Origin of the sequence: Isoptericola croceus, from assembly GCF_029382255.1 — a bacterium.
In the GTDB taxonomy this organism is placed as follows: Bacteria; Actinomycetota; Actinomycetes; order Actinomycetales; family Cellulomonadaceae; genus Isoptericola; species Isoptericola croceus.
Map to the genome: position 1 here is coordinate 226,712 of NZ_JARLLG010000001.1, position 12,481 is coordinate 239,192.

Below are 12,481 nucleotides of genomic sequence, written 5' to 3' on the forward strand. Positions count from 1 at the left end.
TCGCCCGCGTGGTCGCCGATGTCAGCTCGGCTGCAGCACGACGATCTCGGGATGTGCGCCGAACACGCTGACCAGGCGGCGGTCGTGTGTGGTGAGGCCCGCCTTCGTGGCGTCCACCAGATGGTCGTCTGCGTCGGGGAGCAGCACCGCTGCGCGGCCCTGGGGCTGCAGAACCCGTCGCAGCTCGCGCCAGAACCGGGTGGGGTGGTCCGCCAGGAGACCTGCCGGCGGTACCTGGCGGTTCCACGGTGGGTTGGTGACGACCAGATCCACCGATCGGTGCGCCAGCGGCAGCGAGCCCGCGTCTGCTGTGACCCAGCTGATCGACGTTCCCTCGCCGTTCGCCTTGGCGGCCCTGATCGCGACCCTGTCATGGTCGCTTCCGATGATGGACATCGCCCCGCCAGCCGCGGCAGCCTCGATGGGGATGGTCCCCACTCCGCAGCAGGGGTCGAGCACACGCGCTCCGGTGAACGGCTCGGCCAGCCGGACCAGCGCAGCGGCCAACGGCGGGTGCACGCTGCCCGCCCGGGTGATCCGTCGATAGCTTCTGCGATGCAGCGGACCCGGTCCGATACGCAGGCCGAGCAGAGCCCTGTCTCCGTCCACGGTGACCCGCCATGACATACCCTCATGCGGGGGAGCCACCCCGGCGCGCCGGCTGTGGTACGGCACGTCCGCCCTGGCCGCCAGCGGCGCACCGACCGCATCTTCCACGTCGTACCGGTTGAAGTTTCGCCGGCCCAGGAACGAGGCCGAAACATCCAGGGACATCGGTTGCCGTGGGCCGCCGAGAGTCTCGCGTAACGCCTGCAGGTCTCGCACCGGGACTGCCTCAGCGGCGGCAGCCAGAACCCGCAGGCTGGCCTTGGTCCGGTCAACCCCGTGCACCACCGCTCCGAAAACGAACACGTCGTCCGCGCAGCGCAGATCGAGGACGCGGGGACCGGGGCCGAGGTGCTGGAACCACACCTCACGATGTCCTTCGTGCTCGACGGTCCCCAGCCCGCTGGCCTGGATCTCATCGGCCAGGATCGACTCGATACCCCGCACGGTCCGCGCTACCAGGCGCGCGCCCGTCACGACACGGGAACGGCACCTGGACGCGGCGAAGCTCCGGCGCATGCACGCGCCGGCTCATGAGAGATCATCGATCTTCTCCCGCATCGCGACCCGGAGCGACAGGTCAGCGCTCCGCATCACTGGCGAGGGGGCGTCCGCAACCCGCCAGCGGTCGCGTCAGCGTCGGAAGAAGAAGGTCACGAGCAGCAACCTAGCGCCCGCGACGACAATCACGCCCAGGAATAAGTCGGAAACCACCGAGGCCGGTCCTGTGTCCGTCTCGGGCAGACGTCGACGAGAGTCCTATCGCCCGGCGGAGGCGAGTGGATCGGAGCTTGTCTGTGTCACGGCGCCCGCGTCGTCGAGTGCGTCAATTGATCGGAGAAAATCCGCGAGGGGCTCACTCACACTCGGTGAGTCGGCCCCTCGGCTCGTTTCATCCCTCAGGAGGTTCCCAGCCCGAGTCGCGGCACACCGACATGAAACTCTCGATCTTGGTCACCCGGTCGGCCTCGGCACTGTGGGCGAGCTCATCCGCCGCGGCAAGCAGCGAATCGTTGTTCGAGTTTTCCAGCTCGTCCTGGGCCATGGCCACTACCCGGTCAAAACGGTCAGCCTCGCGCCCGCCAATGTCCCAAGCATTGATCTGGTTGCACGCGTCCACCTCCGCGACGGAGAGCCCTCCCGAGCAGGCTCCCAGGCTCAGCAGGAGGGCGGGCGCGATCACGAGCACCATCGGCTTCCCCATCCGCCCAAGGTACCCAAGGTGACCTTGCGTCTTGCGATATCCACCGCTACGAGGATCAGAGCGGTGCCGCTGGTGCGGCAGCCAAGTTGACCGGGGAGGGTCGCGACAGCCCCTCCCTGACCACGTCTTGATGCTGGTGAGCGAACAGATCCGGGACCTGCGGGCCGGTGTCGTCGAGGTGCACGGTGGGTTTGCGCAGGCCCTGACCGGGACTCCTCAAGGACGGATCGCCTCGCTTCCGCGCCACCGGCCACGACGATGTCGCGTTCGTCGGGCAGGTCAGCGAATACCTCACCTGAACCCATCGGGACACGTGGAGAGGCGGATGCTCGGCCAACGGGGACGTCCGGTTCGGCACCGCAGACCGGGTCGACAACGCGCAGGTCGCGGTCTACCTGACCTAGGCCGCAACGCGCGGGCACGCCTTCATCGACCCGACTGGTAGCGGAGCTTGGGCAGCGAGTGCTGGCACGAGCAGACGTCGCCGCGATACCTATCGCCCGGCGTACGCGGCTTGGAGTCTCCTCGGCCAGGGGAAGACGAGTGGATCGGAATTCTCCTGCCATCGGCGGCTCAGCCCGCGCAGGGTCTCGGTGGCGCGGTCGAGCTCCGGGTCGAGGTAGGGACAGGGATCCGACTGGGTGACGCCCCACATCTCGCGGACCAGGGCGTACGGCGTCGCCCCGCCCTTCTCGACCGCATCGTGAATGACGCTCGTGATCGCCTCGCTGATGCCGATGCTGTTCGGCGCCTTCAGGATGCGGGTGCTTCGGATCTTGGCGTCGTGGCGCTTCTTGCCGCCTGTCTGCCGCATGCTGTCGAACACCGCGCCTGCCGCGATGCAGCCGAAGATGCCGTCAGGTAGTCCCAGCTCGCGTTCGGTGACGGCGTGCGCGAGATCGTGGGGCACACGGTGCTTGCGGGAGTAGGACGTGAGAGTGAACTCCGCGCCGTCCGCTCGTCGGATCAGAGTGAGGCACTCACCCCGGGGGTCATGGAGGAAGGTGAGGTGCATGTCCTTCAGGGTGGACCTCTGGCACGTCCTCGTACCAACGGAATTCGGTCGCCCGTATCCCGGCCTCACGACACGGCGAGCACCTGAGCCCCGCGGTCGGCGACGATGCGCTCCGCACGGGGCGGATTCGCTCGCTCGCCGACGTCACAGCAGGGACGCTCAGGGCGTTCGTCGTGTGCGCGGACGAGGAGGCCGACGGCCCGCGGTACGCCCTGTCGAACTACCACGTGCTCGCGGGGTCGCCCGACGCGGCGAGACCGACGATCCGGTGGTCGGTCGCGTCACGGCGATCGAGCTCGACGACGTCGTGGTCGGCTACGGCGAGGAGCTCGGTGCGCTGTCGTTCGACGACCAGATCGAGGTCGAGTCCACGGGCGATGGGCCGTTCTCACGCGGGGGAGACTCCGGCTCGCTCGTGTACCGGGCCGACGACGTGGCACTCGGGCTGCTCTTCGCGGGCTCGGAGACCGGGGGCGAGGGTGGGAGCGGGCTAGCGTACGTCAACCCGATCGACACGGTGCTCGGCGCGTTCGGCGTGCGGTTGCGGTGAAGCTGGCGGCTGTAGCGACCGTTCGCCAGACTGACCAACCTGTCAGGTCAGTACATCTGGTTGCTAGGCACGCAATGCGTCGGCGACAGGGAGCCTGCTTGCCGAGACTGCTGGGGCGAGCGCGCCAGCAAGGCCGGTGAGGAGGGCTGCCGCGATCCCGTCGCGTACGGCTGGCCAGGGAACGGTGACCGGATCGGTGATCGCCGCGGCGGACGTGAGGCGTGGCACCACGCCGAGGACGACGAGAATCACGGTCGCGACGGCCACGGCAGCGACGAGGAGGGAGACGAGGAGGGCGGAGCCGATAACCTGGGCGGCGACGTCGCGGCGTCGAGCTCCGATCGCGCGGCGCACGACGAGCTCGCGGGATCGCTCGGTGACGGTCGCCAGGCCGACATTCAGGATGCCGAGGACTGCGACCACCAATGCGGCGATGCCGCAGACGAAGAGTGCTGCACGTGCGGTGGCGACGGTCTGCTGGGTCTCAGCGACGGTGTCGACGCGTCGTAGCTCGATCGGTCCAGGCAGGCCGACGCGGTGAGCGGCGTCGGTGACGACCTGCTCCAACACCTCGCGGCTCACCGTCGACGAGGTGAGGAGGAGTCGCGGCGCAGCCAACGGCGGGGCCTCGGCGCGTGCAGCGGCGATGGCCGACCAGGTGCCGTAGGCGGTGGCCTCTGTCTGCCCGTCGGTGAGGATCGCGGAGACGACGACGGTCGCACTGCGATCGGTGGTGACTTCCCAGCGCAGGACGGCGGGGACCTCGAGGATCCCGAGCTTGTCTGCGGCCTCTTGATTGAGCGCCACGGCCGGGGACAGGGTCGACTCTGGCCGAGGCCACGTCCCGACAACCACAGGACGCCGGTACACCGACTGCAGGTCGCCCTCGACCTGGATCAGATTGAAGCTGGTGGCCGCACCGTCGACCGCGCGCAGAGTGACAGGCTCGCTGGCGACCAGGGCGGCTGAGGCGTCTGCGTCGGTGACGGCCCCACGAACCACTTCATGCATCTTCAGCGCGTCCTCACTCTGCTCCTCCCCCAGCGGCAAGGTCGCTTCGTAGGTCGAGGCACGTCCTTGCTGCTGCTCCTGCTGTGCGATGACTGCGCTGACGACGAGCTGGTCGGCGGCAGAGACCGCGACGATCGCGGCCACTCCCACGAGCATGCTCAGTGCGGTCAGCAGGTTCCGCAGCGGGGACGCGCGCAGATCGCGTACGGCGATCAGGACGGTGCGCACGGTGGTCACAGGGCCACCGCTGCTTCGCGGGAGCTCAGGTCGACACGGCGGTGTAGCGAGTCCGCGAGGGCATCGTCGTGCGTGACGACGATGAGCGCCGCTCCCGCCTCGACGGTCGCTTCCTGCAGGTGTTTCATCACAGAGGTTCCCGTTGCGGTGTCGAGTGCGCCCGTCGGTTCGTCAGCGAGGACGAGGCGAGGCCCGCGAACGAGAGCGCGAGCGATCGCCACGCGCTGCTGCTCCCCTCCTGAGAGGCTGCGCGGACGTCGTCGCCCGAACTCTCGGAGCCCCACTGCTGTGAGCTGACGCTCGACCCGCTCGCGTACCTGGGGCCGGGTGGCCCTCCTGCCGTACATGAGCGGCAGAGCGACGTTCTCGAAGACGGAGAGGTGTTCCACCAGGGAGTAGTTCTGGAAGACGAAGCCGAGCAGCTCGTTGCGCAGGCCGGCCGCCACCGAGGGACGCAAGGTCCCCACGTCACGCCCTGCGATGTACAGACGCCCCGCCGACGGCGGGCGCATCAGGCCCAGGACCGACAACAGGGTCGTCTTGCCGCTCCCGGAGCGACCCACGACCGCCGTGCTGCTTCCGCTCTGAATCACCAGGTCGAGGCCTTCGACGAGCCGTGTCGAGGACCCGTTGCGATGGTCGATGCTGACTCCGAGGTCTTCAGCGACGAGCACCTCACCAGGGCCGGATGCCGAGCGCGCCGTGCTTGAGCTCATGAAGTGCCGGCCGCAAGTCCCGGTGCGATGCCTTCCACGACGTCGCCGAGCTCGAGACCATCGACGATCTCGACCATCGCACCATCGGAGATGCCGAGACCTACGGTGACCACAGAGCGCGTCTCACCAACGACGCGCGTGACAGACCCCGACTGTGCGGAGCCGAGCACGGCCTCGACCGGGAGGGCGAGCGCGTCCTCGACCGTCGCGGTGTCCAACCCGACCTTTGCGGGCAGGCCGGGCATGGCTCGTGTCCCTGCGGGTAGCAGGCAGGCGAACTGCGGGCCCGTCCCGTCGTCGGAGACTTCGGCATCTGGACCAGCGAGGGGGAGGACCGTGCACGAGATTCCCGCAGGGCCCCCCTCGATGCTCACCGCACCGGTAGTCGGCGTGCTGTAGAGGCGGTAGGCGAGCGTCGCCGGGATCGAGACCTGCGTGGCCAGCCCGTCATAGCGGATGGTAGCCAGCGGGACGTCTCCCAACACGTCTTCCCCGGACTCGACGAGCCACGCGGAGAGCACCCCGCTCGCGCCGGCGTGCACCGCCGAGCCCCCGACCGTGCCGACCCGCTGCCCGGCCTCGACACGCTCGCCGGCTTGGACCTTGTGGTCCAACCTGCCGTCGACCGGCACCGACGCCGTCACCTCTGGCTGCGCTGTGATGTTCCCTGGCACAACGAGCACCGACGTGATGTCGCGCCGGGAGACCTCGACGGTAGCCGGTGTCTCCTCAATAGTTCGAGGAGACACCGGACCTTCTACGACAGTGCATCCTGCTACCAGCGTCGTCAGCAGGACCACACCCGCCCCGCGCCGTACAGGCTTCACGACGCGGGACAATTCGCCTCCACGTCCTGTTGCACCCCGCTGGGATCGCCGAGCTGGGCTTTCTCGATGATCCCGCGCACCACTGGCTGTGCGCTCTCGGGGTCGAAGCTGCGTGCGAACGCGTCGGTCTCGACGATCCGTGCGTACATCTCCAGGGCGTGCGTCGCCGCTGCCTCGTCCTGCCCACGCTGCTCAAGCCATTCCCGCCCCCACACGCAGTTCCAAACCATGACGGCCTCGACCTCGCCATAGCCCTTCTGGAACGATCCTGTCTCGTCGACCAGCCTTGGCCGATCAGGCATCTCCGCGCCCTCAGGCACGTCCAGGGTCTCCAGCGTCGACCGGTACTCCTCGACCATGGCCTCGAAGCCGCCGAACCCGTCCTGTCCGGCGTCAGCCGGTGCGGCGCCGTCCGAGGAGCCAGGGGAACAGCCCGCCGCGATCGCAGCGACAGCTGCGACAGCGCCTGCGCTCCAGATCGTACGAGGCCGGCTCAGCCGTCCCGAGCTTAGAGGGCTATCACGACGAATGTTGAACATCCTAGTAGTTCAGCTTTCCCGACCACGTGTTCGAGCAGGTGCCCGACGATGCATTAACCATTCTGGCATTCATCGTGAACTCACCGCGGTGGTTGTCGCGACAGCGGTGCGGCGGAGGGCATGATTCAGCTTCATTGCGTGTACTCCATGCTCGACGTCCTATTTCTCATCGGTGGGCAGGTGAAAACTAGCAGATGGTTCGCATGTCCGTATTGTGACATGAATCACTTCCGCGATCGCGGGGGTCGATGCTTGGGTTTCCAGCGACTGACGCAGCGCTGGTGCAGGTGGCGGCGGGTGCAGGCAGTGCCGGAAGCCGCCGACCTCGAGGAGAGATCAGGTGATGTCGGGGTCGCATCGCGGAACCCGAGGGTGAGGCCGCTTAGGTGTCCGTGCGTAGCGGCTCGAGCGGAGCGGCCGTGGCCTGATAGGAGTCGGGACCACCAGTGTCATATCTCGCATGGACCATCCGGAAATCTCGATGATCCTGACTATGAGTCTGAGGATGTGGTCCCCTCGAGTCGTATCACCCGTCTTAGGAGCCGGGGATTGGCCGAACGGCAGGAGGCAAGACGAAGTCCGAGATCATCCGCTGCCTCAAGCGATTGCTCGCCCGCGAACTCTGGGCCGCGATGCGCCCCATCCGACAAGCCCGCCAGAACCTCACAACGCCAACTTGACAGCTATAGGAGCATCAACGCGGGGCCCTTGTTCACCTACCGGACGCCGACTCACGTCCACCGGGGGACGGGGGACCGCGCCTCGCCCAGCGGGACGAACACGCTGTACCTGTCACCGCGGTAGGTGAAGCGGGAGTGGATCAACGGGGTGCGGTCGGCGTAGGTGCGCCGTTCGATGCGCATCACGGCGTGCGTCGTCGTCATCGCCAGCAGCCGTCGCTCGGAGTCGGTCGCGTCCGCGGCGGTGATGGTCTCCTCGCCACCGGTCGGGACGTGCCCCCGGTCGCGCAGCGCCTGGTCCAGCGACTCCGGCACGCCGTCGTCGAGGAGGTCGGGTGCGGGCGCCGCCGGGATCCAGGCGTCCTCGACGGCCCACGGTTCGCCGTCGGCCGTCCGGACGCGCAGCACCCGGTGGGCGGGGTCGCCGACGGCGAGGGCGAGCAGCTCCGCGACGACGGCGGGGCAGGGGGTGGTGCGTGCCTCCAGGACCTGTGACCCGGGCGTCATGCCGCGCCGTCGCACCTCCTCGCCGAACGTCGTCAGCCGCATCTCGAAGTCGGCCCGTGGTGGTGCGACGAAGGTGCCGCGGCCCTGCGCGCGCTCGAGGACGCCCTCGATGACGAGGGCGTCGATCGCCTGGCGCACCGTGGAGCGGGAGACGCCGAGCCGTCCGGTCAGCGTGCGTTCGGAGGGCACGGCGTCGCCCACCGTGAGCTCGCGCGCGACCAGGTCCGCCAGGTAGGTGCGGACGGCGACGTACTTGTGCGTCACGGGTGTCTCACGGGCCCTCGAGCTCGAGCAGCGGGTCTCCGGCGGCCACCTCGGTGCCGGGCAGCGCGCTGAGGCGGACCTCCTCGGTCCGGGCCTCCAGCAGGACGACGGGGCACAGGGCCGAGAGCCCCTGGGCGCGGATCGCGGCCGGGTCCCACTCCACCAGCAGGTCGCCGGTGCGCACCGTGTCGCCCTCGACGACGTGCAGGGTGAAACCCTCGCCGGCGAGACGCACGGTGTCGACGCCGAGGTGGACGAGGACCGCCTGCCCGCTGGGCACCTGCACCACGCAGGCGTGCGGGTGCAGCTTCACCAGCCGGCCGTCCACCGGGGCGAGCACCCTGCCACCGACCGGTTCGACGGCGGTGCCCGGACCGACCATCCCCTCGGCGAACACAGGATCGGGGACGTCGGCGACGGGGACGACCGTCCCGGCGACGGGTGAACGGACGATCAGTGTCATCGGTCTCCTGGAGGTAGTGGCCTACGGCGTGCCGGATATTGACACAGGGTGCCGTATCGGCCACTGTGCGAGCCAATGGTGCCTTGTGCATGTCGGACGGCGACGCCCTGGGCGTACGGAGGTCAAGGTCGATGAGCACGACACTCACCGGGGCACCGGTCAGCCCCGGACGCGCGGCCGGGCCTGCCGTCACGATGCCCGACCCGGTGCCGGAGCCTCGCACGACCCGCCTCGCGAGCGCCGACGTCGAGGCCGCCGTCGACCATCTCCGTGCGGCCGCCGCCACCGTGCGCGACGAGCTGACTGACCGTGCCGGTCAGGTCACCGGGACGGCCGCCGACCTGCTGGCCGTGACGGCCGCGATCGCGGCCGACCCGACGCTCGCCGCCGACGCCGAACGGCTCGTGCGAGCCGACCGCCTCACCCCCGAGCGGGCGATCTGGGACGCGGCGCGGGCACTCGTGAAACAGCTCGAGAAGCTCGGTCCGCCGTTGTCCGAGCGTGCCCGGGACATCCAGGACGTCCGGGACCGGATCGTCGCCGAGCTCATCGGGGTCCGCCCGCCCGGCGTGCCGCGGCCGGACCACCCGTTCGTGCTGGTCGCCGACGACCTGGCGCCGGCCGACACCGCGACGCTCGATCCCGACGTCGTCCTCGGTGTCGTCACCAGCGGTGGGGGGCCCACGTCCCACACCGCGATCCTCGCGCGGGCGCTGGGCATCCCGGCGGTGGTGGCGGTGCGTGGCGCCGAGAAGATCCGCGACGGCGAGACCGTGCTGCTCGACGGGGGCGCCGGCGTCGTCGTGCGCGACCCCTCCCCGCAGACGGTCGCCGCGGCCCAGCAGCGCGAGGCGGCGCGGCGCACCTTCGACGGCCGCGGCCGCACGGCGGACGGCACCCGCGTGGAGCTGCTGGCGAACGTCGCCGACCCGGCCGGTGCGCGGGCCGCCATCGAGGCCGCGGCCGAGGGTGTGGGACTGTTCCGGACCGAGTTCTGCTTCCTCGGGCGCAGCAGCGAGCCGGAGATCTCGGAGCAGATCGCCGCTTACCGCCGGGTCCTCGCGGAGTTCCCGGGCCGCAAGGTCGTGGTGCGCACCCTCGACGCGGGCGCCGACAAGCCGCTGCCCTTCGTCACGTCCGACGGCGAGCCCAACCCCGCGCTCGGGGTGCGGGGCCTGCGGACCGCGGTGTCGCGCCCTGGTGTGCTGGACCGGCAGCTCCAGGCGATCGCCTCGGCCGCCGAGTCCGAGAACGCCGAGGTGTGGGTGATGGCGCCCATGGTCGCCACGGCGGCCGAGACGGCCGAGTTCGTCGCGGCCTGCGCCGGTCACGGTCTGCGCACCGCGGGCGTGATGATCGAGGTGCCGGCTGCGGCCCTGCGCTCGGCGGACATCTTCGCCCACGCGGCGTTCGGGAGCCTGGGCACCAACGACCTCATCCAGTACACGCTGGCGGCGGACCGCATGCTCGGCGAGCTGGCTGCCCTCTCCACGCCGTGGCAGCCGGCGGTGCTGGAGCTCGTGCGCCTCTCCTGCGAGGGTGCGGCCGTCCACGACCGGCCCGTCGGGGTGTGCGGCGAGGCGGCCGCGGACGCGACGCTCGCCCCGGTGCTCGTCGGGCTCGGCGTGCGGTCGCTGTCGATGACCCCGCGGGCGCTGGCCGACGTCGCCGCGGTGCTCGCGCACGTGACGCTCGACGAGTGCCGCGACCTGGCGCGGGTCGCGCTGGCGGAGCGGGACCCCGTCGCAGCCCGGAACGCGGTGCGTGACGCGATCCGGCCGGTCCTCACCGACCTGGGGCTGTGAGGAACTCCTCGAGCGTGTCGAGCGTGGCGCGGGCGGTGTCCGCCTCGGTCTGAGCGGCGCCGTCGGGCACGTCGACGGCCAGCGTCACGGTGGTGCCGGCGTCGGCCCCGAGTGTCATGATCCCCAGGATGCTCGCGGCGTCGACGGGTGGGCCGTCGCCCGTGGAGATACGGACGGGGACGGGCTGTGCGGCGGCGAGGCGGGCGAACTGCGCGGCGGGGCGGGCGTGCAGACCCTCGGGGATCGCGACCACGGCGTGGCGTTCCATGCGCCCATCATGGCGGATGTGCACTGCACTGTTGACTTCAACGTAACTTGAGGTTCTAGGTTCGGTCGTGCCGCACACGGCGGACGGACCGACGAAGGGCAGATGGATGACTGACGACACCGGGTCACGCACGACGAGCACGACGTCGCAGCCCGAGCCCCAGCACCACTCGACAGGTGCCCCGCCGCGCGCAGGGCGAAGGGAGTGGATCGGCCTGGCGGTCCTCGCGCTGCCGGCGATGCTGCTGACGATGGACATGACGGTGCTCCACCTCGCCGTCCCGCAGCTCGCCGCCGACCTCGCCCCCAGCGCCACGCAGCTGCTGTGGATCACTGACATCTACGGGTTCCTCATCGCCGGGTTCCTCATCCCGATGGGCGTCCTCGGGGACCGGATCGGGCGGCGTCGCCTGCTGCTGATCGGCGCCGCGGCATTCCTCGTGGCCTCGCTCCTCGCGGCCTACTCGCCGAGCGCCGAGCTCCTCGTCGCGAGCCGTGCCCTCCTCGGCGTCGCGGGCGCCACCCTCATGCCCTCGACGCTCGCGCTGATCCGCAACATGTTCCACGACCCAGCACAGCGCACGGTCGCGATCTCCCTGTGGATGATGAGCTTCATGGTGGGCGGCGCCATCGGACCGCTCGTCGGCGGCGCGCTGCTCGAGCACTTCTGGTGGGGCTCGGTCTTCCTCGTGGGCGTCCCCGTCATGCTGCTGCTCCTCGCAGCCGGCCCGCGCCTGCTGCCCGAGTACCGAGACCCGGCGCCCGGCCGCGTGGACCTGGTGAGCGCGGGGCTGCTCGTCGTCGCGATCCTCGTGACGGTCTACGGCGTCAAGGAGCTTGCGTTCCACGGCGCGAGCACGGTCGCGGTCGCCGCGACGCTCGCCGGGGCCGGGCTGCTCGCCCTGTTCGTGCGCCGCCAGCGGCGCAGCAGCGCACCGATGATCGACCTCACCCTGTTCGCCCGCGCGAGCTTCAGCGCGTCCCTCGCGCTCGTCGCGCTCGGCACCTTCGCGATGATGGGCTTCAACCTCTTCATCGCGCAGTACCTGCAGCTCGTCGCCGGCCTCAGCCCGCTCACCGCCGGGCTGTGGACCCTGCCCGGGACGGTCGCCGGCATCGTCGGGGCTCTGAGCGCGGCCGCCGTCGTGCGCAAGATCCGGCCCGCGTTCGTCATGGCGACGGGGCTGGCGATCAGCGCGGGCGGGTTCGGGCTGTTCCTCCTGGCCGACGTCGCGGCGGGCCTGCCGATCGTCGTCGCCGGCTCGGCCATGGCGTTCGTCGGCCTGTCCCCGGTCGCCGTGCTCGGCACGGACCTCGTCCTCAGCACGGCCCCGCCGGAGCGCGCAGGTGCGGCGTCGGCGATCTCCGAGACCGGCAACGAGCTCGGCGGCGCCCTCGGCCTGGCGGTGCTCGGGAGCATCGGTAGCGCGGTGTACCGACGCCTGATGACCGAGTCCTCGCCAGTCCTCGGTGACGTGCCCGGCGCGGCGACGGAGACCCTCGGCGCGGCTCGCGCGATGGCCGCCGAGCTCGGCGGGGAACAGGGTGCGTTCCTGCTCGGCACGGCCCGCGAGGCCTTCACGGCAGGCCTGCACGTCGCCGCGGCCACGTGCGCAGTGCTGGTCGTCGTGCTCGCCGGGGTCGCCGTGGCGACGCTCCGCAAGGTCCCGGCCGGCGGCGGCACGGCGGAGCACTGATGCCTCGCCCTTCCGTCCAGCTGGACGGTGGTGTAGTTCATGCCCTCGCCGAACGCTAAGAGGTCCTAGGTGAGGTCGACGTAGCGGTCGGGG

13 protein-coding genes are annotated in these 12,481 nt (G+C 70.3%); 3 read left to right on the plus strand and 10 right to left on the minus strand.

What is annotated here, in order from left to right:
• Positions 1–21: 21 nt before the first annotated feature.
• From PZC42_RS01040 to PZC42_RS01050, 3 genes are all read right to left on the minus strand, one after another.
• Positions 22–1,083 (minus strand): methyltransferase domain-containing protein, encoded by a 1,062-nt coding sequence (locus PZC42_RS01040; protein ID WP_277207500.1) that lies wholly within the window; start codon positions 1,081–1,083, stop codon positions 22–24.
• Between the two features lie 415 nt (positions 1,084–1,498).
• A complete protein-coding gene (locus PZC42_RS01045) occupies positions 1,499–1,810 on the minus strand; it encodes a hypothetical protein (protein ID WP_277207502.1) in 312 nt (103 codons plus the stop codon).
• A gap of 493 nt (positions 1,811–2,303) precedes the next feature.
• Positions 2,304–2,825 carry a hypothetical protein gene (locus PZC42_RS01050; protein WP_277207503.1) on the minus strand — a complete coding sequence of 174 codons (522 nt, stop codon included), beginning with the start codon at positions 2,823–2,825 and terminating at the stop codon, positions 2,304–2,306.
• A gap of 268 nt (positions 2,826–3,093) precedes the next feature.
• Here PZC42_RS01050 and PZC42_RS01055 point away from each other — a divergent pair, with 268 nt between their 5' ends.
• On the plus strand, positions 3,094–3,375 hold the full coding sequence (locus PZC42_RS01055) for a hypothetical protein (protein ID WP_277207504.1): 282 nt from the start codon (positions 3,094–3,096) through the stop codon (positions 3,373–3,375).
• 63 nt (positions 3,376–3,438) lie between these two features.
• Here PZC42_RS01055 and PZC42_RS01060 read toward each other — a convergent pair whose 3' ends face one another.
• The 6 genes from PZC42_RS01060 to PZC42_RS01085 form a co-directional block, all read right to left on the minus strand.
• Positions 3,439–4,623, minus strand: a complete 1,185-nt coding sequence (locus tag PZC42_RS01060) for an ABC transporter permease (protein WP_277207505.1) — start codon at positions 4,621–4,623, stop codon at positions 3,439–3,441.
• Positions 4,620–5,339, minus strand: coding sequence for an ABC transporter ATP-binding protein (locus PZC42_RS01065; RefSeq protein WP_277207507.1), 720 nt, complete (start codon positions 5,337–5,339; stop codon positions 4,620–4,622). Before PZC42_RS01065 ends, PZC42_RS01060 begins: the two co-directional genes overlap by 4 nt.
• Positions 5,336–6,139, minus strand: a complete 804-nt coding sequence (locus PZC42_RS01070; protein WP_277207508.1) for an efflux RND transporter periplasmic adaptor subunit — start codon at positions 6,137–6,139, stop codon at positions 5,336–5,338. Before PZC42_RS01070 ends, PZC42_RS01065 begins: the two co-directional genes overlap by 4 nt.
• Positions 6,140–6,162: 23 nt before the next feature.
• Positions 6,163–6,525 (minus strand): hypothetical protein, encoded by a 363-nt coding sequence (locus PZC42_RS01075; protein WP_277207509.1) that lies wholly within the window; start codon positions 6,523–6,525, stop codon positions 6,163–6,165.
• Between the two features lie 911 nt (positions 6,526–7,436).
• Positions 7,437–8,156: a GntR family transcriptional regulator gene (locus tag PZC42_RS01080; protein WP_277207510.1), complete on the minus strand. Its 720-nt coding sequence runs from the start codon at positions 8,154–8,156 to the stop codon at positions 7,437–7,439.
• Positions 8,157–8,163: 7 nt separating this feature from the next.
• Positions 8,164–8,619 carry a PTS sugar transporter subunit IIA gene (locus PZC42_RS01085; RefSeq protein WP_277207511.1) on the minus strand — a complete coding sequence of 152 codons (456 nt, stop codon included), beginning with the start codon at positions 8,617–8,619 and terminating at the stop codon, positions 8,164–8,166.
• A gap of 131 nt (positions 8,620–8,750) precedes the next feature.
• Here PZC42_RS01085 and ptsP point away from each other — a divergent pair, with 131 nt between their 5' ends.
• Positions 8,751–10,424 (plus strand): phosphoenolpyruvate--protein phosphotransferase, encoded by a 1,674-nt coding sequence (gene ptsP, locus PZC42_RS01090; protein WP_277207512.1) that lies wholly within the window; start codon positions 8,751–8,753, stop codon positions 10,422–10,424.
• Here ptsP and PZC42_RS01095 read toward each other — a convergent pair.
• Positions 10,405–10,692 carry an HPr family phosphocarrier protein gene (locus PZC42_RS01095; RefSeq protein WP_277207514.1) on the minus strand — a complete coding sequence of 96 codons (288 nt, stop codon included), beginning with the start codon at positions 10,690–10,692 and terminating at the stop codon, positions 10,405–10,407. The genes ptsP and PZC42_RS01095 overlap by 20 nt on opposite strands.
• A 106-nt stretch (positions 10,693–10,798) precedes the next feature.
• Here PZC42_RS01095 and PZC42_RS01100 point away from each other — a divergent pair, with 106 nt between their 5' ends.
• Complete coding sequence (locus tag PZC42_RS01100) at positions 10,799–12,388, plus strand: MFS transporter (protein ID WP_277207515.1); 1,590 nt, start codon at positions 10,799–10,801, stop codon at positions 12,386–12,388.
• The last annotated feature ends 93 nt before the right edge of the window (positions 12,389–12,481 follow it).

Coding starts and splice junctions, on each gene's coding strand:
- PZC42_RS01045 (WP_277207502.1), bottom strand. CDS start 1,810: ATGGGGAAGCCGATGGTGCTCGTGATCGCGCCCGCCCTCCTGCTGAGC.
- PZC42_RS01085 (WP_277207511.1), bottom strand. CDS start 8,619: ATGACACTGATCGTCCGTTCACCCGTCGCCGGGACGGTCGTCCCCGTC.
- PZC42_RS01075 (WP_277207509.1), bottom strand. CDS start 6,525: ATGGTCGAGGAGTACCGGTCGACGCTGGAGACCCTGGACGTGCCTGAG.
- PZC42_RS01050 (WP_277207503.1), bottom strand. CDS start 2,825: ATGCACCTCACCTTCCTCCATGACCCCCGGGGTGAGTGCCTCACTCTG.
- PZC42_RS01065 (WP_277207507.1), bottom strand. CDS start 5,339: ATGAGCTCAAGCACGGCGCGCTCGGCATCCGGCCCTGGTGAGGTGCTC.
- PZC42_RS01095 (WP_277207514.1), bottom strand. CDS start 10,692: ATGGAACGCCACGCCGTGGTCGCGATCCCCGAGGGTCTGCACGCCCGC.
- ptsP (WP_277207512.1), top strand. CDS start 8,751: ATGAGCACGACACTCACCGGGGCACCGGTCAGCCCCGGACGCGCGGCC.
- PZC42_RS01100 (WP_277207515.1), top strand. CDS start 10,799: ATGACTGACGACACCGGGTCACGCACGACGAGCACGACGTCGCAGCCC.